Raw genomic sequence first — 22,610 nt, forward strand, 5'->3', positions numbered from 1 at the left:
GTCGGTGGACGGCGGGCCCGCGCTCGCGGAGCGGGCCGCGGAGCCGGTCCACGAGCGCCTGGCCGGGCATCGGCGTGTCACCCAGCGGAAAGGAGATGCCCAGGAGTGGGACCGCTGCGCGGACTGCGGCGGAGGCAGTGCGGGATGCCCCGGCCGCGGTGAGGAGCGAGCCCGTCGTCGCCGGTCACCGGTCTGCTCGACGAGCCGTCTGCGGAAGCCCTTCTGCTGAGCGCGCCCGCAGTCCGCGTCCGGTGTCGCTCCGGGTTCTGCTCGTCGGTCCCGCCCCGCCCCCTGCATCAAGCGGACCTCGTTTCGGGTGGCCGCAGTTGCTGATCCGGTGCGGGTACGGCCCCGAGGGCGGTCGCGCCCCGCGCGCGGGGCGCACGCCGCAGCGTGCCCAACGCCGGAGCGGCGGTTCCCGGAGAGCGGACCGCCCCTTCGGGTCGGCCGTGTCCGGCCGGCACCGCCGACCGGAGGCACCGATGCCGAAGCGTTCGCTCATCCGGGGGCGCGTGTGCCCATGGTCGCGCGTCCCGTGACCAGATCGGACTCGATACGCACGAAGACCCCGTCGCGTACGGGCATCCAGGAATGTGGGCCGGACCGCGAGAGCCGTTCGTGGTCGGCGGGCTCGGCCACCACGTCGGCCCGACCGGTGACGACCACGCTCCAGCCCGACCGGGTCGCCGCGCTGAACTCGTCCGCCTCGAAAGCGACCACGGCACCGTCGATGGCCTGCACGAGGTCGGAGACCGCCGAGGTGTAGAGCACCACGGAGTCGTCCTCGTCCAGGACGAAGTTCACCGGGAGGACCGCGGGCAGCGCCTGCCGGGTGTACACGACCCGGCCGAGCGGCACTTCGGCCAGCAGACGAAGGCATTCCAGCCGGTCGAGAATGCGGATGGCGTCGTTCTCGAGCATCCCACCATCCTCCGCGCCTCACCGGGACGCCGGGTAGGGCCGGTCGGCCCCTGTCTGCGGGTCCCGGCAGCCGACGGCCGCATCCGCCGCTGCGAGCGAGTCGTGTGACCGAGCCGCGGCGCCCTTCCGGAGGGGCCGACCGGATTCGGTGGAGAGCCGTCAGGCTCGCGGCAGGGCCCCTTGACCCGTGCCGCCCCGGGCCCCAACGTCCCGGGGCACCAGCGTCCCGGCGTTCCGAGAGCGACAGTGACCGGGGCCCGGCCGACGCCGCCTTCGCTTGCACGAGGACGCCGAACGCCTTCTCCCCGATGCCACCTCAGGGTCGAGGACGCGAGGCGGCGGCCTCCTCTCCCTCCAACCGGACTGAACCGTCTCTTGGCCGCCGTTCCAGGCTCCGGAGGCACGTCCGGGGGCCGATCAGGCCGCCCCGGAGGCACCGGAGGCACCGGAGGCACCGGAGGCACCGGAGGCACCGAGGCACCGGAGGCACCGAGCGGAGCAGACAGCAGCAGGGCACGGCCCCCTCGGCCCTGTGGTCAGGGCCGAGGGGGCCCTCCCCACCAGGACCGGCCGCCCCTGGTCCGTGACTGCCGAGCGCTGCAGTCTTGGGACGTGGCGGCCCGACACAGACAGCGGAGCGACGGATCACGCGGCAGCTCGGTGCCCGTGAGATCTCCCCCACCCTGCACGCGGTCAGGGACGGCACCGAACGGACTCACCACGGCGGCGCCGGTCGGGCGATCGCGCAGTCGCCGTGGCGGAACGGCTCGCAGAAGTCGGCGTCACGCGGCACCTGCCAGGTCCGGCGGGCACCGGGGGCGGCCGCCGGCTCCCGCTCTGTTCGCCCCTGCTCGTGAAGGAGGATGCATCATGCCAACGCGCACGGTCGGTGAGGTCATGGCCCGGGACGTCGTGCAGGCCGGTCCGACGACATCGTTCAAAGAGGTCGTGCGACTGCTCGACCACCACCGGATCAACGGACTGCCGGTGGTCGACACCGACGACAAGGTCCTCGGTGTGCTGTCCGGAAGCGACCTGGTGTGCGCCCAGGCCTGTCGGGAAGGCTCCGCTCCGCCCCTGGCCGTGACGGCGCAGGACATGATGTCCAGCCCTGCCATCACCGTGCACCCGGAGCAGAGCGTGGCGGACGCCGCTCGGATCATGGAGCGCCGCGGTGTCGAGCGGCTGCCCGTGGTGGACGAGGCCGATCGCCTCATCGGCATCGCCACCCGCCGCGACCTTCTCCGGGTCTTCCTGCGTGCGGACGAGGACATCCGCCGGGAGGTGACCGAGGAGATCGGGGGCGGAGCGGCGGAACTCCCGTCCGAGAGGGTCCTCGTCTCCGTTCGCGACGGTGTCGTCACTCTCGAGGGCCGGGTGCGACTGCGTTCCCGGGTACGGGAGATCGTCCACGCCGCCTGGCGCCTTGAAGGGGTGGTCGGCGTGGTGAACGGTCTGGGCTTCCGCATCGACGACGGTGGGGAACCGGCCGGGCCCGCTCGTACCGGACGTGCGTGAGCGCCCGGCGAGCAGGGTCGGCCGACAGCTCGGGCGGCCCGGGCTGGTGCCGGGTGTTGCGTGACGGTGGCGGACCCGTCGGACCGCCGTCCGGCGGCTCGAACGTCATCCTGACGACTGACCCGGCCGTCCCCCGAAACGTCCCGGAGGTCGATGCGGCCGGACGCCTCCTTCCACATCCGCGGGCCGCCGCCGACCACCCCGCAGCGGCGATACCGGTGCGTCGTCTCCGGAGAGGGCGGCGCGGTCCTCGCGGCCTCGCACCACGGACGCGGGGCCGCGGCACCCTCCCCCGGAGTCCGCCCGGACCCTTGTGCACGGCCGTCACGCGCGGGATCGGGGAGGCGCCCGCGTGGCCGCCAGGAAGTCAACGAAGCGACTCGGCCAGCGATCTGGCGAGGAAGCGCTCTCGGGGGCTGCGCACCCGCCCCTAGGGTGGTGACGACCGCTTCGGAACGTCACGGGGGACGCCGCATGGCCCTGGTGGAGCAGGCACGGAACAGTCACCCTTCGGAGACCAGATCCTTCCGGCCGGACGGGCGAAGGATCGGAGCCGTGGGCCTGGGCTGCGCCGGTCTCAGCCCCTGGATGTACGCCCGGCCGGACCTGGACGACCGGGCCTGGGCTTCGCTGCTGAACGCGGTGGTCGACCTCGGCATCACCCTGCTGGACACCGCCGACGTCTACGGCGAGGGCCACAACGAGCAGTTGATCGGGCGGGCCCTCGGCCACCGCCGCTCCGAGGTCCTCGTCGCGACCAAGGTCGGCATGGTGGTGGACGACCTGGCGACCTTGACCTGGCACTGCGACGGCAGGCCGGCGCACCTCCGTGCGGCGGTGGAGGCAAGCCTGCGCCGCCTGGGGACCGACAGCGTGGATCTCTGCTATCTGCACCGGGTCGACCCGGCCGTCCCCCTGGAGGAGAGCTGGGGTGCGCTCGCCTCGATGGTGAAGGACGGAAGGATCCGCCACATCGGCCTCTCCGACGTGGACGTCCGGGAAGCCGAGCGCGCGCACCGCATCCACCCCGTCGCCGCCATCCAGTCCGAGCTCTCGCTCTGGTCCCGGGCAGCCCTCGGCGGCCGGCGGGACGGTGAGGACGTCGTCGGCTGGTGCGCCCGCAACGGCGCCCTGTTCGTACCCTTCTCCCCCTTGGGGCGGGGGTTCCTCACCGGCACGATCACCCCGGACACCTCCTTCGCACCGGGGGACCTCCGCACCCGTCACCCCCGGTTCACCTCCGCCGCTCGCGCCGAGAACCGCCGGATCCTCACCCCGTTGCGCAAGGTCGCCGAACGGCACGACGCCCCCGAGTCGCAGGTAGCCCTGGCCTGGTTGCTCGCCCAGGGCGAACACGTCGTCCCGATCCCCGGCACGACGCGCCTGGCGTACGCACGCTCCAACATCCGGGCGGCGAATCTGGCCCTCACACCGCAAGACCTCTTCGAGCTCGACAACATGCCTCCGCCCGCGGAGGACCGGCCCTGAAGGTCACGGGGCATCAGCGCCGAGGAGAACCGGACAGCGTACGAAGAGCGTGAGCAGACACCTGCGTTGCCGTGGCACGGGCCGGCGGGATCGGCCTGCCCGACAACGTGGCGAGGGAACTCGGCACGCCGGCGTCAACAGGCGCTGCCCCGACGGCGAACCGTCGAGGGCAGCGCTCAGGGCGAATCGGTGGGGCATCGGCCGTGAAAGGCAAGGGGACGGCGGAAACTGGCCTGCGGAGCGCGACGGCGGCCTATCGCCTTCGGTCACGGTCCGAGGTGCGGACCGATCTCGGTACGGGAGGACACCCCCAGCTTCCGCAGAGCGCGCGCCACATGGTGCTCGACCGTCCGGTGCGAGAGGACCAACTCGCGCGCGATCTCACGGTTCGACAGGCCGAGCGCGGCGAGCTGGGCCACCGCTCGCTCCCGGGGCGAGAGGTGATCGCCGTACCCCAGAGCGCCGGGTCTGCGAACGGTGGTCTGGCCGTGTTCCCGCAGTTCGCGCTGACACCGCAGCACATCCCATACGGCGTCGATGTCCTGGTAGGCCGCGATCGCCTCGTGCAGTACCGTCCGCCCGCCCGCGACGCCCGAGGCCAGCAGGTGCAGACCCCGGGCCTCCTTCACGTACGCGGCTTCGTACGGTCTCCGCAACCGCGTCCAGGCGTCCACCGCCGACGCGTACAGCGCGGCGGACGACGCACCCGCGGACCGCGGATCGTCCATGGCGGTGAGCAGGGCCCGGCCGGTCAGCAGGGCGGCCCGGGCCGCCGGCGCGTCCCGGTGGGCGATGCCTCCGGCCAGCTCCGCCACCAGGCGACGGGCCTCGACGGGGCGGCCGTCCCGGATGAGCGCCTGGACCGCCGGCGCCACGAGGGCGGTCGCCCACACCCAGGCCCCCGTACGCCGGATGTGGTGCAGCGCCTCGTCCACCGCCTGGACAGCCTGCGACGGCCGCCCGGCCGCCAGATGGACCCGGGCCACGGCAGCCGCGGCGGCGGTCAGCACCACGCCGGTGTCCAGCGCCGTCGTGCGTACGGCCCGCTCCAGGAGACGCCGCGCCACCTGCGTCTGCCCCTTGGCGTGCAGCCGCAGCAGTCCGCAGACCAGCAGGGCCTCCGCGTGGAAGTCGGGCACGTCCCGGTACTGCGCCTCGGCACGCTCGGCACGTCCCAGGAGCCCATTCCACCGGCCCCCGGTGAAGGCCGTGACCACGTCCGTCGTCTCGACGAAGGCTTCCAGATAGGGCGCGTGGTGCGTCCGCACCTCCTGCCACGCCCGGGTCTGGAAGGCACGGGCACGCTCCGGGTGGCCCAGCAAGTTCGCGGCGCCCGCCAGATTGGCGTACACCCGCGCCGCCGCCTCTCCGGTCAGCCCCTCGGGCAGGTCCGCCACCGCTTCCCACGCCGACCGGTCACCCATCAGGGCAAGGGCCGTGGCACGGTTGGCCAGCACGGCGGAGCGCAGGTCCTCCTCCTCGACGCCGGGCAGCAGGCGCTCCGCCTCGGCCAGCAGACGGCGGTGCTCGTCGACCGGCCAGCCTTTGAGGGAGGGGATGGCCGTGATCGCCAGCGCGCGTGCGGCCTGGCCGGTCGAGACGACGAGGAGGTCCGGGACCGCTCGCGCTATCTCCTCCAGTGCCTCCAGCCCCGAACCCGACTGGTTGCGCAGCAACAGGCCCAGGAGCAGCCGGATCTCCCCGCTCGGCCCGGGGCCCAGGGAGCGCTGGTCGAGCACGTGCCGCAGCGCGGCGGGCACCTGGGGGCCGGGCCGGGCGTTCAGCGCGACGCGCGCCAGCTTCAGCGCGACCCGGTCGCGGACCACGGCCGGGGCCCGCCGCGCAGGGCGCCGAGGTAGCGCGCCGCGGCCGTGCCGGCGTTCCTCGCCGCGCCGCACGGTCCGCGGCCGCCTCCAGGCAGCGTGTCGCCTCCGCGGGGCGGCCGGCGCGCCGATAGTGCTCGGCCATACCCGCCAGCGGGACGGGGCTCGTGTGCCGGGCCAGGGCGCGTGCCGCACGCAGGTGCAGCACAGGGCGTTCCGGTTCGGCGACCGCCTCGTACGCGGCCCGGCGCGCCAGGTCGTAGGGGAAGGCGTAAGTGGCGTCGTGGCGGGACGCGCCGTCACCGTCGCCGTCGACGTCGACGGGGATGTCGGCCTCGTCGGCGTGGGCACAGGTGCCGGCGTGGCGGGAGGTGCCGTCGCCATCGCCATCGTCGCGGCTGTCAGCCCCGTAGGGGCAGGCGTGAGCGCCGTCGTGGCGAGAGGTGCGGGTGCCGTCGCCGAGGAGGTCGGCCTCGTGGGGGAAGGGTCGGGGGGCGGTCCCGGCGCCGCCCGTCCGCCGCAGGACGCCCTCCCTCAGCGCTGCCGCGACCGCTCGACGCGTCTCCGTATCGCCCAGTCCCGCGACGGAACGCAGCAGTTCGACGGGCGCGGGGGCGCCGAGGACCGCCGCCGCGGCGATCACCTGGCGCGCCGCCGGCGGAAGGTGGCGCACCCGCTCCACGACCACGCGGCGCACGGACGCGGGCAGGGGCGGCTCCCCCGCCAGGTCGGTGGGGATCTCCCCGGAGCCGTGCCGTCCGCGCAGTACTTCCTCGACCACGTGGGGCAGGCCGCCCGTCCACCGGTGCAGACGGTCGGCGAACGCGTCCGGGACGGCCGGCACGCCGAGCAGTCCGGCGGCCAGCGCGCCCGTCTCCGCTGCGGACAACGGCGCGAGGTGCCGCTCGACCACCGTTGCGTGGGCCGGTGTGCGCAACGGGAACGGAAGCCCGTCGCTTCCTTCGGCATCGGTGTACGGAGCGGTGGGGCTGCGCGCGGTGAGGACGAGCGCCAGCCGAGGCGGCGGGTCGGCGACGACCGCGCGGAGGAAGGCATGGGTCGACGCGTCGGCCCGGGGGACGTCCTCGACGACCAGGACGGCCTCCCCCAGCGACGCCGTGTACGCGTGCAGGGCGCGCAGGACGCGGTGGTGTTCGGCGTTCGGGTCGCCCAGGGGAGGCGGCGCGGGCGGGAGCCGGTCCGCGAGGTCGGGCAGCAGCGCGTGGAGGGCCCCGGTCACGGGCGGCAGGTCCGCCGGGAGCGGCCCGGGGCGGGAGCGGTTCAGTGCCTCGACGAGCGGGGCGAACGGCAGGGGCGTGTCCCCCTCGTGGCAGCGGGCGACCAGGGTGACGCCGTCCGGTGGCGTGGTCCGCCGCAGGAGTTCACGGACGAACCTGCTCTTGCCCGCCCCTGCCTCCCCGGTGATCACCACGACGGCGGGCCGGCGGGCGAACTGCGAGCACACGTCGTCCAGGAGGGCGGAGCGCCCGGTCGGGGGGCCGGGGGCGGAGGGGGGCGGCGGCTCGGCGTTCACGGCTTCCTTCCGCGCTCCTGGGCGGCATCGGCGGGACGGATCTGCGGGCCGGCGATGCGACCGCGCCGCCGGAACGGGCTCATGATGGCCCGTTCCGGCGGCGCTGCACAGAGGAGCGGCGTCCGCGGCGCGGGTGCGGGCGCCGGGGACGCCCCCGGTCCCGGGCCGGTGAGGTTCGCGGAGAGGCTCACCGGCCCGGGGGCGGCGGACTGATCAGAACTGGAGGGACCAGGAGTTGATGTAGCCGGTGTCGTTGACCCAGTTGTCGGTGACGCGGAGCTTCCAGACGCCGTTGGCGGGGCTGCTGGAGGCGTTGACCGTGAACGTGCCCTGGACGTTGTCGGCGCTGTCGTAGGAGTTGAAGTTCTTCAGGACGGCGGCGCCGCCGCCCGGCGGCAGGAGTTCGACCTTGAGGTCACCGCGGAAGGTGTGGCGGATGTCGAGGGTGACCGACAGGTCGGTGGGGGCGTTGCCGTCGATGCCGGTCACGGTGATGGGGGACTCGACGGTGGTGTTGTCCCGGATCTGGACCTGTGCGGTGCTCTCGAACTTCTTGCCGGGCGGGTCGGTGGGGTCCTCGCCGCCGCCGGTGCCGGTGTACAGCAGGCGGTTGGGCGAGCCGGTGCGGGCGTCGCTGATCTTGTCCGGGGTGGCGTCGGCGACCAGCTTGTCCCGGACCTGGGCGGGGGTGAGCGACGGGTCGGCCGCCAGGAGCAGGGCGGCGGCACCGGCCGTGTGCGGGGATGCCATGGAGGTGCCGCTCATGGACTGGCTGGCGCTGTCGCCCGCGTTGGACGCGGAGTTGATGCGGTCGCCGGGGGCGAAGATGTCGAGGCAGGTGCCGTAGTTGGAGGCCTGGCCGTTGTTCCACCCGGTGGCACGGGCGTCCGAGCTGTTCGTGGCGCCGACCGTGATCGCCGCCGGGGTGGACGAGGGCGAGTACTGGCAGGAGTCGGCGTTGTTGTTCCCCGCAGCGACGACCCAGGTGATGCCGGAGGCGATGGAGTTGCTGATCGCGTCGTTGATGGACTGGGTCTTGCCGCCGCCCACGCTCATGTTGACCACGGCCGGCTTCTTGGCGTTCTTGGTGACCCAGTCGATACCGCGCAGGACCGGGTCCCAGGTGGTGCCGGAATTGCCCTGACAGTTCAGCACACGGACGCTGACGATCTTGGCGCCCTTGGCGACCCCGTAGGAGCTGCCCGCGGCGGTCCCGGCGACGTGAGTGCCATGCCCATGACAATCCGAGGCGTTGGAGTCGTTGTCGATGAAGTCGTACCCGCTGGTGACCCGGCCGCCGAAGTCGCTGTGGCTCATACGGACACCGGAGTCGACGACGTACACCGTGACGCCGGAGGCGTCGCTCGGGTAGGTGAAGCTCCTGTCCAGCGGCAGGTTGCGCTGGTCGATGCGGTCCAGGCCGTAACTGGGCGGATTGGGCTGGGTTCCGGTGGCGTACGCCGCGCCGTCGGCCTCCACCCGGGCGACCGCGGGGTCGGCGGCCAGGCGCTCGGCCTTCTCCTCGCTCATCTTCACCGAGAAGCCGCGCAGGGCGGTGGTGTAGGTGCTCCTGACCTGGCCCGCGTGGCGCTGCGACAGGGACCGCGCGACGGAGGGTATCTCCGAACGGGCCACGGAGTCCTTCAGGGTGACGATGTAGGAGCCTTCGACCGCGTCGGGGCGGTCCGCACCGACGATGCGGCCTTCGCCACCGCCCGGCGGTACGGGCGAGGCCGTGGCCCCGGCGGTCGAGGCGGCGCCGACGAGCAGGGCGGCACCGGCCCCGACGGCGAGCAGTCTCCGCAGGGTGCGAACTGGACGATCCACAGCTACTCCTCTTGATGCGCTGCAGGCCCTGCCGGGCCTGGTGGGGGTGGACCGCCCGGAGCGGGCACCACGAAGGAGCCGTGATGACGGGAGATCGGGCCGGGCGGCCGCGGGGATGACCTGTGATGCGCTTTGCCGCCCAGAGTCTGCGGCGCTCGGACGGCGCCTATCAATACGTAGCCCTACCTAAAGGAACGGCGGTGCGGCGGCTGCGGCACCGGGCGGGGCGCGGTGCGGGGCCGCGTCGCGCCCGGAATCCCCCCGCCCGCGAACCGTCCGCGAACTCCCGCCGCACCAGGGCCGCGACGCCCGCACGGCTGCGCACCGTCCTGCCGCGACGGCCGGGAGGGGCGCGGGCCGGCCCCCTGAAGCGGACCCCGCGTTCCGCGAGAGAATCCGGCCATGAGGCCGAAGCAGAAGCAGGACACCGGCGGCGTCCGCCCCGGCAGAACCCCGGGAGGGCGAGCGTGACCGAGACCGGAGACACCCGATCCGCGGACGGCGCGGCAGGCGGCGCGGAGCGGGAAGCACCGCCGGGCCGGCTCCAGCGCCTGATGCGCTTCGTCCCCCTGCTCGCCCCCGTCCTGCTGTGGGCCGTGCCGTGCTGGATCCTCCTGCACACCGGTCAGCGCTGGCCGCTGCCCGTCGCACCGGCCGGCACCGCGCTGTTCGTCCTCGGCATGGCCGGTATGCCGTTCGCGATGGCACGGGGGCACGGCAGGCGTCAGCAGGACGGGGCCGCGATCGTCGGGGACACGCTGCTCGGCGTCATATGGGTCCTGTTCACCTGGTCCGTACTGCTCGGCGTCCTGCTGCGGCTCACCCTGACCGTGGCCGGCGTCGGGGAGGGGCAGGACCGGGCGCGGATCGTCACCTGGGCCGTCCTCGGCGTCTCCGCCGCGCTGCTCGCCCGGGGGTACGCCGAGGCCCGGCGCGTGCCGCGCGTCCGCCGGCTCGACGTGGAACTGCCCCGCCTGGGAACCGGGCTGGACGGCACCCGCGTCGTCCTGATCACCGACACCCACTACGGTCCGCTCGACCGCGCCCGCTGGTCCGCCCGCGTCTGCGAGACGGTGAACACCCTGGAGGCCGACCTCGTCTGCCACACCGGCGACATCGCGGACGGCACGGCAGAACGCCGCCGGGCCCAGGCCGCTCCCCTCGGCACGGTGCGGGCCACCCGGGCCCGGGTCTACGTCACCGGCAACCACGAGTACTACAGCGAGGCCCAGGGCTGGGTCGATCTGATGGACGAACTGGGGTGGGAGCCACTGCGCAACCGCCATCTGCTGCTCGAACGCGGTGGTGACACCCTCGTGGTCGCCGGCGTCGACGACGTCACCGCCGAGTCCTCCGGGCTGGCGGGCCACCGCACCGACCTGACGGAAGCCCTCGACGGCGCCGATCCCGCCCTGCCCGTCCTGCTCCTCGCCCATCAGCCCAAGTTCATCGACCGCGCGGCGGCCCACGGCATCGACCTCCAACTGTCCGGCCACACCCACGGCGGCCAGATCTGGCCCTTCCACCACCTGGTCCGCGTCGACCAGCCGGCCGTCGCGGGGCTCAGCCGCCACGGTGCGCGGACCTTGCTCTACACCAGCCGCGGCACGGGCTTCTGGGGGCCGCCCTTCCGGGTCTTCGCCCCCAGCGAGATCACCCTGCTCGTCCTCCGGTCCCCCCGGGAGGCCGCCCCGTCCTGAAACGGACAGCGGACAGGCCATGGCCGGAACCTCTGAATGATGGTTCACTTCTTTCATGGCCTACCGCAAGACCGCCGCCGAGCTCCACCGGCTCGAAGCCGCCCGCGACCATCTCGTCCTCCGCGCCACCGAGGTGGTGGCCGAGGTCGGCTGGGCGCAGGCGTCCGTGACCGCGGTGGCCGACGCGGCCGGCATCGCCGCCGGCTCCGTCTACCAGCACTTCTCGTCCAAGTCCGCGCTGGCCGTCGAGGTCTTCCGGCGCGCCGCCGAGCGCGAGGTGGACGTGCTGGGCGAGGTCCTGCGGGGCGACGGCGACCCGGCCGACCGGGTGCGGCGGGGAGTGGAGGTGTTCGCCCGCCGCGCCCTGGAGAACCAGGGTCTGGCGTACGCGCTCCTCGCGGCGCCCGCCGAGCCGGCGGTCGGCGCGGAACGCCTGGCGTTCCGTCGCCGCTACCGGGCGCTGTTCGCCTCGGTGATCGACGAGGGAATCGCCGAAGACCGGTTTCCCGGCCAGGACGCGGAGATCACCGCCGCCGCGCTCACCGGCGCGATCGGCGAGGTCCTCGTCCACCCGCTGAGCACCCCGGCCGCGCAGGACGCGGACCTGCTCGTCGCCGGACTGACCGCCGTGGCCCTGCGCTGCGTCGGCGCGGCCCCCTGAACCGGTCCGCACCTCGCCCGGCCCCGCACCCGGTGCGCCCCGCCCCGCCGTCCCGCCTTCCGGAGGAGATCCGATGTCCGTGCCCACCGCACCGCGCAGCAACCCGACCGCAGTGACGCACGAGGTGACCAACCAGGCGCCACCGCTCACCGGCCACGACGCGGCCGACGACGCGGTGCTGCTCGAAGGAGTGCGCCGCGAGGGCGCCGCCTGGCACCTGGAGGAGCTGCACCGCTTCGGGCGGTACGTCGGCGGCGAGGAGGCGCAGCACTGGGCCGACCAGGCCAACCGGCACGAGCCGGAGCTGCGCACCCACGACCGTTTCGGCCGCCGGATCGACGAGGTCGAGTTCCACCCGGCGTACCACGCGCTGATGGCCGCCTCGGTGGGGGCGGGGCTGGCGGGCGCCGCCTGGGCCGACGAGCGCCCCGGGGCCCATGTCGCCCGCGCGGGCGGCTTCATGCTGGCCACGATGCTGGAGCAGGGGCATCTGTGCCCGGTCTCGATGACGTACGCCGTCGTCCCGGCGCTGCGCCGCTCCCCCGGTCTGGCGAAGACGTACGAGCCGCTGCTGACCAGCCGGGTGTACGAGCCCGGGCTGAGCACCCCCACGGCCAAGCGCGGCCTGCTCGCCGGGATGGGGATGACGGAGAAGCAGGGCGGCACCGATGTGCGCGCCAACACCACGGCCGCCGTCGAACAGGCCGACGGGACCTGGCGGCTGCGCGGGCACAAGTGGTTCACGAGTGCGCCGATGAACGACCTCTTCCTGGTCCTGGCCCAGTCGCCCGGCGGTCTGTCGTGCTTCCTGGTGCCGCGGGTGCTGCCGGACGGGAGCCGGAACACCTTCCGCATCCAGCGGCTCAAGGACAAGCTCGGCAACCGGTCCAACGCCTCCAGCGAGCCGGAGTTCGACGACACGGTGGCCTGGCTCGTCGGTGACGAGGGCAAGGGCGTGCGCACGATCATCGACATGGTGACGATGACCCGGCTCGACTGCGTACTCGGGTCCGCCGCCGGCACACGTGCCGCGCTCGCGCAGGCGGCCCACCACGCCCGCCACCGCTCGGTGTTCGGCGTCGAGCTGATCGACCAGCCCCTGATGCGCAACGTCCTGGCGGACCTGTCCCTGGAGTCCGAGGCCGCCACCACCCTGGCCCTGCGCCTGGCGGGGGCCGCCGACCGCGCCCACCGGGGCGACGCCGGGGAGCGCGCCTTCCTCCGGCTCGCCACCGCCGTCGGCAAGTACTGGGTGTGCAAGCGGCAGCCCGTCGCGGTCGCGGAGGCCCTGGAGTGCCTCGGGGGCAACGGGTACGACGAGGCGTCCGGGATGCCCCGGCTGTACCGCGAGGCCCCGCTCAACGGCATCTGGGAGGGCTCCGGCAACGTCAACGCCCTGGACATGCTGCGGGCGTTGACGCGGGAGCCCGAGTCCCTGGAGGCATTGAGCGCCGAGATCGGGGCGGCCGCCGGGGCGGACGCGCGGCTCGACACGGCCTGGCGGGAGCTGCGGGCGGAGCTGGCCGACCCGCAGGACGCGCAGCTCCGGGCCCGCCGGGTCGTCGAACGGGCGGCTCTCGTCCTGCAGGGCTCGCTGCTGGTGCGCCATGCTCCGGCGGCGGTGGCGGACGCGTTCTGTGCGTCGCGCCTGGCCGGGGACCAGGGGCTCGCGTTCGGCACCCTTCCGGCGGGCACGGACTTCGCGGGCCTGCTGGGGCGGCTGCCGGCCTGACCGGTCCGCTCAGGCGCCGTTCGGCCGGTGCGGGCTCAGCGCCCGTACCGGCCCTTCACGTTCGCGGAGATAGCCGTCCAGCTCAGCGGCCCCGGCCAGCAGGGCGCGCCCGCGGGCCGTCAGCCGTGCGTGCCAGTCGCGCAGGGTGGCGGCGAGCGGCTCCGGACCGCCGGCCGCCCGCACGCGGGCGATGAGGGGGGGCGATCTGCGCCAGGCCGTGGCCGCCCCGCCGGAGCTGGTGAGCCAGCGCGGCGTCCCGTACGTCGGCCGCGTCGTACACCCGGTATCCGGTCCGCGGGTCCCGGCGCGGGGTCACCAGCCCGGCCCGCTCCCACGTGCGCAGCGTGGCGGGCACGATGCCCAGCTTCGCCGCGAGCGGTCCGACGAACATCGCGCCGGGACCCGCCCCGTCGTCGGGTGCGGGCACGGCCGGCGACCCCAGGTCCCGCAGGGCTCCTTCCACGGCGTCCAGGGTCCGGCGGTCCTCCAGGAGCTGGGCGTGGCTCCCGTCGACGAGGCCGAACGCCTCCGCCGGTGCGTCGCTGTTCACCGCCCGCATGATCGCGGTCGCGGTCGCGTGCCCGTGGCCGGGGACCAGGGCGAGGAACGTTCCCAGGGCGACCGCGTGCAGCGGGGTGTAGGTGCGGTAGCCGTGGGCGGTGCGCCCGGCGGGCGGGAGGATTCCCGCCGCTTCGTAGTTCCTCACCGCCTGGGTCGACACTCCGTGGCGACGGGCCAGGTCGACCGGGCGCAGGCGACCCGCTGTTTGAAGGTTCTTCGCCATGCTCCCGAGGATATCTCGCAGAAGTTTCCACCGAAGGTTCAACGATACGGTTGATGTCATGGTCAACGACATCGAGGACATCGCCCATGCCGTCGAAGCAGCCTCCGCCATGGGGCTGTTCGCCTCGCCGCCCCGGATCCTGGCCCTGGGTGAGCCCACCCACGGTGTGGACACCCCGCTCCGCCTGCGCAACGGCCTCTTCCGGCAGCTGGTCGAGCAGGAGGGGTACCGGACCATCGCCGTCGAGAGCGACTGCGTGGCCGGGCTCCTCGTGGACGCCTACGTGACGACGGGCGCGGGCGCCCTGGACGACGTGCTGGAGCACGGGTTCAGCCACGGTCTCGGAGTGTCCGCGGCGCAGCGTGAACTGGTCTGCTGGATGCGCGCGTTCAACGACGGCCGGCCGGCGTCCGACCAGGTCCGGTTCGCCGGCTTCGACGGTCCGCTGGAGATGGCCTGGGCCGCGAGTCCCCGCGCCACCCTCACGGCGCTGCACCGCACGCTCACCGACCACGTCGGCCCGGGGCTCGTCCCCTGCACCGCCGAGACGCTCGATCGTCTGCTCGGCCCCGACGACCGGTGGACCGACCCCGAGGCGATGCTGAACCCGACCGCGTCCTTCGGCCGGTCGGCCGAGGCCCGGGAACTGCGGCTGCTCGCCGATGACCTGGAGGCGCTGCTCCACTCCTGGGCGCCGCACCTGATCGCGGCGACCTCACGGGAGGCGTTCGACCGGGCGCGGCTTCGGGCGCGGACCGCTTCGGGGCTTCTGCGCTACCACCGCAAGATGGCCGACGCCTCAGCGGACCGGCTGGCGCGGCTGTCGGGCCTGCGGGACGAGATGATGGCCGGCAACCTCCTCGCGCTCGCGGAGCGGGGGCCGCTTCTCGTCCACGCGCACAACAGCCATCTCCAGCGCGACCTCAGCTCGGTGCGGATGGGCGGGCAGCGGCTGGAGTGGTGGAGCGCGGGCGCCCTCGTGCACAGCCGCCTGGGAGAGGAGTACGGCTTCCTGGCCACCGCCTTCGGCACACTGCGGCACCAGGGCGTGGACGTCCCGCCGCCGGACACCGTCGAAGGAGCCCTGTACGCGCTCCCGGCCCCGACCTTCCTGGTGAGCGGCCCCGAGGCGGCCTCCGTCCTCTCCGCCACGGGCCCCGTACGGCGGACGTCCCCCTACTTCGGCTATGCGCCCCTCGACCCCGCGCACCTGGCCCGTGTCGACGGGGTCGTGTTCATGAAGGACGTCCCCGAGGGCTGAGGCAACCCGTCCCGGTCGGCGGCACCGGGCCCGCACATCCGGCGGGTGAATGACCGTTCGGCCAGGAATAGCCGGGCCGGACCGTTGTTGATCACATCATGACTTCTGAGATGGCGGGAACGGGCAGCGCTTTCGGACGCGTGGGGATCTGGAGCGGCGCCCTGCACCTGTCACGCGTGGACGACACGGGCGGAAAGGCAGCCGCCGAGGCGCTCGCCGAACTCGAGGAGCTGGGGTACGGCACCGTCTGGATCGGGGGCAGTCCGACGCCCGGGGACGCCGCCGCCGTCGTGGCCGCCACCCGGTCGATCACCGTGGCCACCGGCATCCTGAGCATCTGGAACCACACGGCGGAGGAGGTGGCGGCCGCGGTGTCGGCTATCGATCCCGGCGCGCGCCGCCGCTTCGTCCTCGGACTGGGCGTCAGCCACGGCCCGATGGCGCCCCGGTACGCGAAGCCGTACAGCGCGATGACGGCCTACCTCGACGCGCTCGACGCCGCCGAACCGTCCGTGGGATCCGGTCATCGGGTCCTGGCGGCTCTCGGGCCGAAGATGCTGGAGCTCGCGGCGGACCGGTCGCTGGGGGCGCACCCCTATCTCGTCACCACCGAGCACACCGCCCGGGCCCGTGCGGCGCTCGGCCCCGACGCGCTGCTCGCCCCGGAGCTGACCGCGGTGCTGGACACCGACCTCGACCGGGCCCGGAGCACCGCGCGGGCGATGCTGGGCAGGTATCTCCAGCTGCCCAACTACACCGCCAACCTGCTGCGCCTCGGGTTCACGGAAGGCGACTTCGAGGGCGGCGGCAGCGTCCGGCTCCTCCACGCGCTCTTCGCGCTGGGGGACGCGGAGGAGGTGAAGCGCCGGACGCGGGAGTACCTCGACGCGGGCGCGGACCATGTCGCGCTGCAGGTGCTCACCGCCGACGAGGGCGGCGCCGGCCTGCCGCGCGCCGAATGGCGCGAGCTGGCACAGGCGTTCGGCTCCGGCCTCTGACAGCCGGCGCGACACCCCCGTCCCGCGATTCGGGCGCCATTCGGGCGGCGAACACGTGAAAGCGGGCGGCCCGGACGGCCGACACGGCGGCCGTCCGGGCCTGACCTGCGCTGTCGCACCCGGAAAACGGGCACGAACGGGCCGAGGGGATTCGGTGAAGCGGCTGGTCGTGGCCCCTGGACTGCTTGTACAAACGACACATGAGCCCGAACGGACCATCGGGCTCCGCCCGAAACGGGCGCAGCAGCGACCAGGGAAGTGCACCGTGGACACCGAGGAACGCCGCCGGGGAATTCTGGACACGGCCCGGCGGGAGGGATCGGTCGGCGTGAACGCCCTCGCGGACCTGTTCCAGGTGGCCAAGGAGACCGTCCGCCGCGATCTGCACGTCCTGGAGGAGCACGGGCTCGTCCGCCGGACCCACGGGGGCGCCTACCCGGTGGAGTCGGCCGGCTTCGAGACCACGCTCGCCGTCCGCACCACCCGTAACGTTCCGCAGAAGTCGCGCATCGCGGCCGCCGCGGCCGATCTGCTCGGTGACGCCGAGACGGTCTTCGTCGACGAGGGCTTCACCCCGCAGCTCGTCGCCGAGGCGCTGCCCCAGGACCGGCCGCTGACCGTGGTCACCGCGTCCCTGGCCGTCGCCACCTCCCTCGCCGGGGTCGAGAAGACCTCGGTGCTGCTGCTGGGCGGCCGGGTCCGGGGTTCGACCATGGCGACCGTCGACCACTGGGCCTCCCGGATGCTCTCCGAGTTCGTCATCGACCTGGCCTACCTCGGGGCCAACGGCATCTCCCGCGAGTACGGTCTGACCACCCCCGATCCCGCTGTCGCCGAGGTCAAGGCGCAGGCGTTGCGCAGTTCGCGGCGGAGGGTCTTCGCCGGGATCCACAGCAAGTTCGGGGCGGTGAGCTTCTGCCGGTTCGCGGGGGTCGGTGACTTCGAGGCGATCGTCACCGACGCCGGTCTCCCCTCGGCCGAGGCCCAGCGCTACTCCCTGCTCGGCCCCCAGGTCATCCGCGTCTGACCGTCCCCACCGCCCGTGTCCCCGTCCGCGGGACGCACCTTTCACCGCTCCGCTCCCCCACCCGCCGGGGCGTGGCTCGCCATGCCCTTGTCCACCCGATCGCCGAGCCGCTACGACTGATCAGGAGCCCCCATGCCTCATCCCGGACGCCGCCGACCACGTATGCGGGGGCGGACGTGTGCCGTGACCGCCGCACTGGCCCTGCTCGCCACCGGCTGCGCCGGAGCGGGCGGGACCTCCTTCGGGGGCGGCGACGCGCTGAACGTCCTGATGGTGAACAACCCGCAGATGGTCGAACTGCAGAAGCTGACCGCGAAGCACTTCACGGAGGAGACCGGCATCAAGGTCCACTTCACGGTGCTGCCCGAGAACGACGTGCGCGACAAGATCAGCCAGGACTTCTCCAACCAGGCCGGACAGTACGACATCGCCACCATCAGCAACTTCGAGCTGCCGTTCTTCGCGAAGAACGGCTGGCTGCACCCTCTCGACGACTACGCCGCGGCCGACACCGCCTTCGACCAGGACGACATCCTGGAGCCGCTGCGGCAGTCGCTGACCGCCGAGGACGGCAGGCTCTACGCCCAGCCGTTCTACGGCGAGTCGTCCTTCCTGATGTACCGCAAGGACGTCTTCGAGAAGCAGGGCCTCACCATGCCCGAGAAGCCGACCTGGGAGCAGGTGGCGCAGCTCGCCGAGCGGACGGACGGGGCGGAGCGCGGGATGAAGGGCATCTGTCTGCGCGGGCTGCCCGGCTGGGGTGAGGTCATCGCCCCGCTGACCACCGTCGTCAACACGATGGGCGGCACCTGGTTCACCGAGGACTGGGAACCGCGCCTGACCGCACCGGAGTTCAAGAAGGCGACGAAGTTCTACGTCGATCTCGTGCGTGAGCACGGGGAGCTGGGCGCCCCGCAGTCGGGGTACGCGGAGTGTCTGAACAACATGACACAGGGCAAGACCGCCATGTGGTACGACGCCACGGCGGGCGCCGGTTCCCTGGAGGCAGAGGGCTCTCCGGTCAAGGGGAAGATCGGGTACGTCCCCGCCCCGGTGGAGCGGACCGAGAGCTCGGGCTGGCTCTACACGTGGGCCTGGGGCCTGCAGAAGGCGTCCAGGAAGGCCGACGACGCGTGGAAGTTCGTCTCCTGGGCCTCCGGCAAGGAGTACGAGGAGCTCGTCGGCGCCACCAGCGGCTGGTCCAACGTCCCCGCGGGCAAACGGGCTTCCACCTACGCCAACCCCGACTACCGGGCGGAGGCGGGGGCGTTCGCCGACGTCACCGAGCGGGCCATATCCGAGGCCGACCCGAAGAACCCGGGTACCCAGCCCCGCCCGACGGCGGGCATCCAGTTCGTCGGCGTACCGGAGTTCACCGATCTGGGCACCCGGGTGGCGCAGGAGATCAGCGCCGCCATCGCGGGCCGCCAGTCGGTGGACGCCGCGCTCGCCGCGTCCCAGAAGCTGGCCGAGAAGGTAGCGGAGGAGTACCGATGACCGTCACCGCGACCAGAGAGCCCACGGCTTCCGCGCAGGCTCCGGTACCGAAGCCGGGCGGCGGTGGCCGGCGGCGCGCCTGGGCGACCCGCGCGCCCCTGCTGCCCGCACTGATCTTCCTGATCGCCGTCACCCAGCTGCCGTTCGTGGCGACCCTGGTGATCTCGCTCTTCGACTGGAACTCCCTGAAGCCGGAGAAGCGGCACTTCACCGGTCTGTCCAACTACGCCTCCGTCTTCACCGACGAGGCGTTGCGCGAATCGGTCGTGACGACCGTCGTCCTGACCGCGACGGTCGTGATCGTCAGCGTCGTGCTGGGGCTGGTCTTCGCGCTGCTCCTGGACCGCGCGTTCTTCGGCCGGGGGTTCGTGCGCACCCTGCTGATCACCCCGTTCCTGCTCGTGCCGGTCTCCGCCGCGCTGCTGTGGAAGCACGCGCTCTACAACCCCGAGTACGGGCTGTTCAACGGCGTACTCACCTGGTTCGGGGAGCTGTTCGGCATCGAGTCGGTCGCGCAGCCGGAGTGGACGTCCGAGATGCCGCTGATCGCCGTCGAGGCGTCGCTCGTGTGGCAGTGGACGCCGTTCATGATGCTGATCCTGCTGGCCGGGCTGCAGAGCCGGCCGGCCGAGATCATCGAGGCCGCGCGGCTGGACGGGGCCGGGCCCTGGCAGATCTTCCGCCATCTGACCCTGCCGCATCTGCGCCGCTACCTCGAACTCGGCATCCTGCTGGGGTCGGTGTACATCGTGCAGAACTTCGACGCGGTGTTCACGATCACCTCCGGCGGTCTGGGCACCGCCAATCTCCCGTACACCGTCTACGAGACCTTCTACCGGGCCCATGAGTACGGGCTGGCGTCGGCGGCGGGGGTGGTCGTGGTGATCGGCACGATCATCATCGCCACCTTCGCGCTCCGGGTGGTCTCCTCCCTCTTCCGTGAGGAGGCGAGCCGCGCATGAGCGCCTCGACCGCGACGTCCCCGTCCGTCCCCTCGTCCGCCGGCGGGCTCGAACGCACGGCCCGCCGCCGTTCCGCGGCCCTGGGCGTGGTCGCCTGGGTGGTGGGCATCGGCTTCTGCCTGCCCGCCCTGTGGATGCTGCTGACGTCCTTCCACGCGGAGGCCGACGCGGCGACCAACCCGCCCTCGCTCGCCGCCGCCCTGACCCTGGACGGCTACCGCACGTTCTTCGGCGGCGGGGGCGGACCGACCCCGTGGCCCCCGCTGGTCAACTCCCTGGGCGCCTCGTTCTTCTCGACCGTGCTGGTGCTGCTGCTCGCGCTGCCCGCCGCGTACGCGCTGTCCATCCGGCGGGTACGCAAGTGGACGGACGTGATGTTCTTCTTCCTGTCCACCAAGATGCTCCTGGTGGTCGCCGGGCTGCTCCCGGTGTACCTGTTCGCGAAGAACACCGGGCTGCTGGACAACATCTGGCTGCTGGTCCTGCTCTACACCTCGATGAACCTGCCGATCGCGGTGTGGATGATGCAGTCCTTCCTCGCGGACGTGCCCGTCTCCATCATCGAGGCGGCGCAGGTCGACGGGGCCCGGCTGCCGACGGTGCTGCGCCAAGTCGTCGCGCCGGTCGCCGGTCCCGGGATCGCCGCGACCGCCCTGATCTGCTTCATCTTCAGCTGGAACGAGCTGTTGTTCGCACGGGTGCTGACCGGTGTGGTCGCCGGGACCGCCCCCGTCCATCTGACCACCTTCGTCACCAGCCAGGGCCTCTTCCTGGCCCAGCTGTGCGCGGCGTCCGTGGTCGTGTCCCTGCCGGTGCTCGTCGCCGGCTACGCCGCCCAGGACAAACTCGTCCAGGGCCTCTCGCTGGGAGCAGTCAAATGAGGGCAGCCATCGTCGAAGCCGTCGGCAAGGTCTCCGTGACCACCGTCCCGGACCCCGCGCCCGGACCGCGTGACGTGGTCGTCGAGGTGGCGTCGTGCGGGCTGTGCGGCACCGATCTCCACATCCTCCAGGGTGAGTTCGCCCCGACGCTGCCGATCGTGCCGGGGCACGAGTTCGCCGGGGAGGTCGTGGCCCTCGGTGCGGACGTCACCGAGCTGACCGTCGGCGACAAGGTGGCCGTGGACCCCTCCTTGCACTGCCACGAGTGCCGCTACTGCCGTTCGGGCCGGGGCAACCTCTGCGACAACTGGGCGGCGATCGGCGTCACCGTGCCCGGGGGCGCGGCCGAGTTCGCGGTGGCGCCCGTGGCCAACTGCGTACGCCTGCCGGACCACATCGACGTCCGGGACGCGGCGCTGATCGAGCCGCTGTCCTGCGCGGTGCGCGGCTACGACGTGCTGAACGGCAATCTCGGGGCCCAGGTGCTGATCTACGGGTCCGGGACCATGGGTCTGATGATGCTGGAGCTGGCCAAGCGCACCGGCGCCGCTTCGGTGGACGTGCTGGACGTCAATCCCCAGCGCCTCGCCACCGCTTCGACGCTCGGCTGCACCGGGGCGGCGGCCCGCGCCGAGGAACTGGACCGTCCGGGCGGCTGGGACGTCGTCATCGACGCCACCGGCAACGCCGCCGCGATCCAGGACGGGCTGGGGAGGGTCGCCAAGGGCGGTACGTTCCTGCAGTTCGGGGTCTCGGACTACGCTACGACGGCGGTGATCGAGCCGTACAGGATCTACAACCAGGAGATCACCATCACCGGGTCGATGGCGGTTCTGCACAGCTACGAGCGGGCCGCCGCGCTCTTCGCGAGCGGGGTGCTGGACGCTTCGGTGTTCATCAGCGACCGCCTGCCGCTGGAGCAGTACCCGCAGGCCATCGAGCGCTTCCAGGCGGGGATCGGCCGCAAGATCGTGGTGCAGCCGTGAGCGACGCCTCGCCCCCGGGCCCCGGCGCGGTCCCCGGCTCCGTCCTCGTGCTGGGCGAGGCGCTGGTGGATCTGGTTCCGGCCGGGGACGACGCCGCGGTCCGGGTCGCCCAGCCGGGCGGTGCTCCGGCGAACGTGGCGGTGGGCCTGGCCCGGCTGGGCGGGCGGCCGTCCTTCGCGGGCGGGCTCGGCGACGACGCTTTCGGGGGCCGCATTGAGGCGTGGCTGGCCGGGGCGGGCGTCGACCTCTCACTGAGCGCCCGCCCGCCGCGGCCGACGGCGCTCGCGGTGGCCGACCCGGGTGACCGGAACACCTACCACTTCCATCTCGGGGACACGGCGACCTTCGCCCTGCCCGACCGCTCGGCGGAGGTGCCGCGATTCAGCGCGGTGTACGCGGGCGGGCTCGCCGCGGTCGTCGATCCGGCGGCGGAGGTGGTGGCCGCCACCGCGCGGGCGGCTGCCGCCGACTCCGTGCTCGCGGTGGACCCCAACGTGCGCGAGGACCGCACCCTGGACCCCGTACGGAGCCTGGAGCGACTGCGCGGGTTGTGCGCCCTCGCACGGGTCGTGAAGGCGAGCGACGAGGATCTGGGGCGGCTGTGGCCGGACGCGGAGCCGGAGGCAAGCTGCCGGAGGCTCGCCGGGCAGGGGCGGCTGGTGGTGCTGACGCGAGGTTCGCGGGGCGCCACCGCGTACCTTCCCGACGGCCCGCCGGTCTCCGTCCCCGCCCGTCCGGTGCGGGTGGTGAACACCATCGGCGCGGGTGACGCGTTCATGGCGGGGATGCTGACCTGGCTCGGGGCGGAGAGCGGGTGGCGGACCGGGCTGTCCGGCGAAGAGGCGCGGGCGATGCTGGAGTACGCGGCCGCGACAGCCGCTTCGGTCTGCGCCCGGGCGGGAACGGAACCCACGGCCCCGCCCGGGGTGTGAACCGGCCGCCCGCCGGGCATCAGGAGGTCGACCCGAGTTCCGCACGGCCCTCCCCCGGCCCACGGAAACCGCCGCGGC

Annotated in this window: 15 protein-coding genes and 2 pseudogenes; 13 read left to right on the forward strand and 4 right to left on the reverse strand. The window is 73.2% G+C overall.

What is annotated here, in order from left to right; all coding sequences use genetic code 11:
* Positions 1-498 precede the first annotated feature (498 nt).
* On the reverse strand, positions 499-921 hold the full coding sequence (locus KME66_RS01110) for a pyridoxamine 5'-phosphate oxidase family protein (RefSeq protein ID WP_216317931.1): 423 nt from the start codon (positions 919-921) through the stop codon (positions 499-501).
* 870 nt (positions 922-1,791) lie between these two features.
* Between KME66_RS01110 and KME66_RS01115 the strand changes: the two genes are divergently transcribed.
* On the forward strand, positions 1,792-2,439 hold the full coding sequence (locus KME66_RS01115; protein ID WP_216317933.1) for a CBS domain-containing protein: 648 nt from the start codon (positions 1,792-1,794) through the stop codon (positions 2,437-2,439).
* A 555-nt stretch (positions 2,440-2,994) separates the two neighbouring features.
* Positions 2,995-3,927, forward strand: coding sequence for an aldo/keto reductase (locus KME66_RS01120; protein WP_367303621.1), 933 nt, complete (start codon positions 2,995-2,997; stop codon positions 3,925-3,927).
* A gap of 266 nt (positions 3,928-4,193) precedes the next feature.
* Here KME66_RS01120 and KME66_RS01125 read toward each other — a convergent pair.
* Positions 4,194-7,284, reverse strand: a pseudogene (locus tag KME66_RS01125) (AAA family ATPase).
* 213 nt (positions 7,285-7,497) lie between these two features.
* Positions 7,498-9,111: a S8 family peptidase gene (locus tag KME66_RS01130; protein ID WP_216317935.1), complete on the reverse strand. Its 1,614-nt coding sequence runs from the start codon at positions 9,109-9,111 to the stop codon at positions 7,498-7,500.
* Positions 9,112-9,578: 467 nt separating this feature from the next.
* Here KME66_RS01130 and KME66_RS01135 point away from each other — a divergent pair, with 467 nt between their 5' ends.
* The 3 genes from KME66_RS01135 to KME66_RS01145 all read left to right on the forward strand — a co-directional run bounded on the left by KME66_RS01135 (position 9,579) and on the right by KME66_RS01145 (position 13,204).
* Complete coding sequence (locus KME66_RS01135; protein ID WP_216317942.1) at positions 9,579-10,811, forward strand: metallophosphoesterase; 1,233 nt, start codon at positions 9,579-9,581, stop codon at positions 10,809-10,811.
* A gap of 55 nt (positions 10,812-10,866) precedes the next feature.
* Positions 10,867-11,472, forward strand: a complete 606-nt coding sequence (locus tag KME66_RS01140) for a TetR/AcrR family transcriptional regulator (RefSeq protein ID WP_073223428.1) — start codon at positions 10,867-10,869, stop codon at positions 11,470-11,472.
* 73 nt (positions 11,473-11,545) lie between these two features.
* Positions 11,546-13,204 (forward strand): acyl-CoA dehydrogenase family protein, encoded by a 1,659-nt coding sequence (locus KME66_RS01145; RefSeq protein ID WP_216317944.1) that lies wholly within the window; start codon positions 11,546-11,548, stop codon positions 13,202-13,204.
* 9 nt (positions 13,205-13,213) lie between these two features.
* Here the strand turns inward: KME66_RS01145 and KME66_RS01150 are convergent.
* A pseudogene (locus KME66_RS01150) lies at positions 13,214-13,988 on the reverse strand (TioE family transcriptional regulator).
* 58 nt (positions 13,989-14,046) lie between these two features.
* Here KME66_RS01150 and KME66_RS01155 point away from each other — a divergent pair.
* The 8 genes from KME66_RS01155 (at position 14,047) to KME66_RS01190 (ending at position 22,532) form a co-directional block, all read left to right on the forward strand.
* Entirely contained in the window at positions 14,047-15,249 is a 1,203-nt protein-coding gene (locus KME66_RS01155; protein WP_216317946.1) for an erythromycin esterase family protein, read from the forward strand.
* Between the two features lie 98 nt (positions 15,250-15,347).
* Positions 15,348-16,247 (forward strand): TIGR03620 family F420-dependent LLM class oxidoreductase, encoded by a 900-nt coding sequence (locus KME66_RS01160; protein WP_216317948.1) that lies wholly within the window; start codon positions 15,348-15,350, stop codon positions 16,245-16,247.
* A gap of 265 nt (positions 16,248-16,512) precedes the next feature.
* The gene (locus KME66_RS01165; protein WP_073223435.1) at positions 16,513-17,274 is read left to right on the forward strand and encodes a DeoR/GlpR family DNA-binding transcription regulator; all 762 of its coding nucleotides are present in this window, start codon (positions 16,513-16,515) and stop codon (positions 17,272-17,274) included.
* 132 nt (positions 17,275-17,406) lie between these two features.
* A complete protein-coding gene (locus KME66_RS01170; RefSeq protein WP_216317950.1) occupies positions 17,407-18,771 on the forward strand; it encodes a sugar ABC transporter substrate-binding protein in 1,365 nt (454 codons plus the stop codon).
* Positions 18,768-19,733 carry a carbohydrate ABC transporter permease gene (locus KME66_RS01175; RefSeq protein ID WP_216317953.1) on the forward strand — a complete coding sequence of 322 codons (966 nt, stop codon included), beginning with the start codon at positions 18,768-18,770 and terminating at the stop codon, positions 19,731-19,733. The genes KME66_RS01170 and KME66_RS01175 overlap by 4 nt, the downstream gene beginning before the upstream one ends.
* Entirely contained in the window at positions 19,730-20,614 is an 885-nt protein-coding gene (locus KME66_RS01180; RefSeq protein ID WP_216317955.1) for a carbohydrate ABC transporter permease, read from the forward strand. Before KME66_RS01175 ends, KME66_RS01180 begins: the two co-directional genes overlap by 4 nt.
* Positions 20,611-21,600 (forward strand): zinc-dependent alcohol dehydrogenase family protein, encoded by a 990-nt coding sequence (locus KME66_RS01185; protein ID WP_073223444.1) that lies wholly within the window; start codon positions 20,611-20,613, stop codon positions 21,598-21,600. The genes KME66_RS01180 and KME66_RS01185 overlap by 4 nt, the downstream gene beginning before the upstream one ends.
* Complete coding sequence (locus KME66_RS01190) at positions 21,597-22,532, forward strand: PfkB family carbohydrate kinase (protein WP_216317957.1); 936 nt, start codon at positions 21,597-21,599, stop codon at positions 22,530-22,532. The genes KME66_RS01185 and KME66_RS01190 overlap by 4 nt, the downstream gene beginning before the upstream one ends.
* Positions 22,533-22,610: the final 78 nt, after the last annotated feature.

The organism is Streptomyces sp. YPW6 (assembly GCF_018866325.1).
Taxonomy (GTDB): Bacteria; Actinomycetota; Actinomycetes; order Streptomycetales; family Streptomycetaceae; genus Streptomyces.

Bases quoted from the DNA above. Each gene is read 5' to 3' on its own strand.
- KME66_RS01110 (WP_216317931.1), bottom strand. From the start codon at position 921: ATGCTCGAGAACGACGCCATCCGCATTCTCGACCGGCTGGAATGCCTT.
- KME66_RS01115 (WP_216317933.1), top strand. From the start codon at position 1,792: ATGCCAACGCGCACGGTCGGTGAGGTCATGGCCCGGGACGTCGTGCAG.
- KME66_RS01140 (WP_073223428.1), top strand. From the start codon at position 10,867: ATGGCCTACCGCAAGACCGCCGCCGAGCTCCACCGGCTCGAAGCCGCC.
- KME66_RS01145 (WP_216317944.1), top strand. From the start codon at position 11,546: ATGTCCGTGCCCACCGCACCGCGCAGCAACCCGACCGCAGTGACGCAC.
- KME66_RS01155 (WP_216317946.1), top strand. From the start codon at position 14,047: ATGGTCAACGACATCGAGGACATCGCCCATGCCGTCGAAGCAGCCTCC.
- KME66_RS01160 (WP_216317948.1), top strand. From the start codon at position 15,348: ATGACTTCTGAGATGGCGGGAACGGGCAGCGCTTTCGGACGCGTGGGG.
- KME66_RS01170 (WP_216317950.1), top strand. From the start codon at position 17,407: ATGCCTCATCCCGGACGCCGCCGACCACGTATGCGGGGGCGGACGTGT.
- KME66_RS01175 (WP_216317953.1), top strand. From the start codon at position 18,768: ATGACCGTCACCGCGACCAGAGAGCCCACGGCTTCCGCGCAGGCTCCG.
- KME66_RS01180 (WP_216317955.1), top strand. From the start codon at position 19,730: ATGAGCGCCTCGACCGCGACGTCCCCGTCCGTCCCCTCGTCCGCCGGC.
- KME66_RS01185 (WP_073223444.1), top strand. From the start codon at position 20,611: ATGAGGGCAGCCATCGTCGAAGCCGTCGGCAAGGTCTCCGTGACCACC.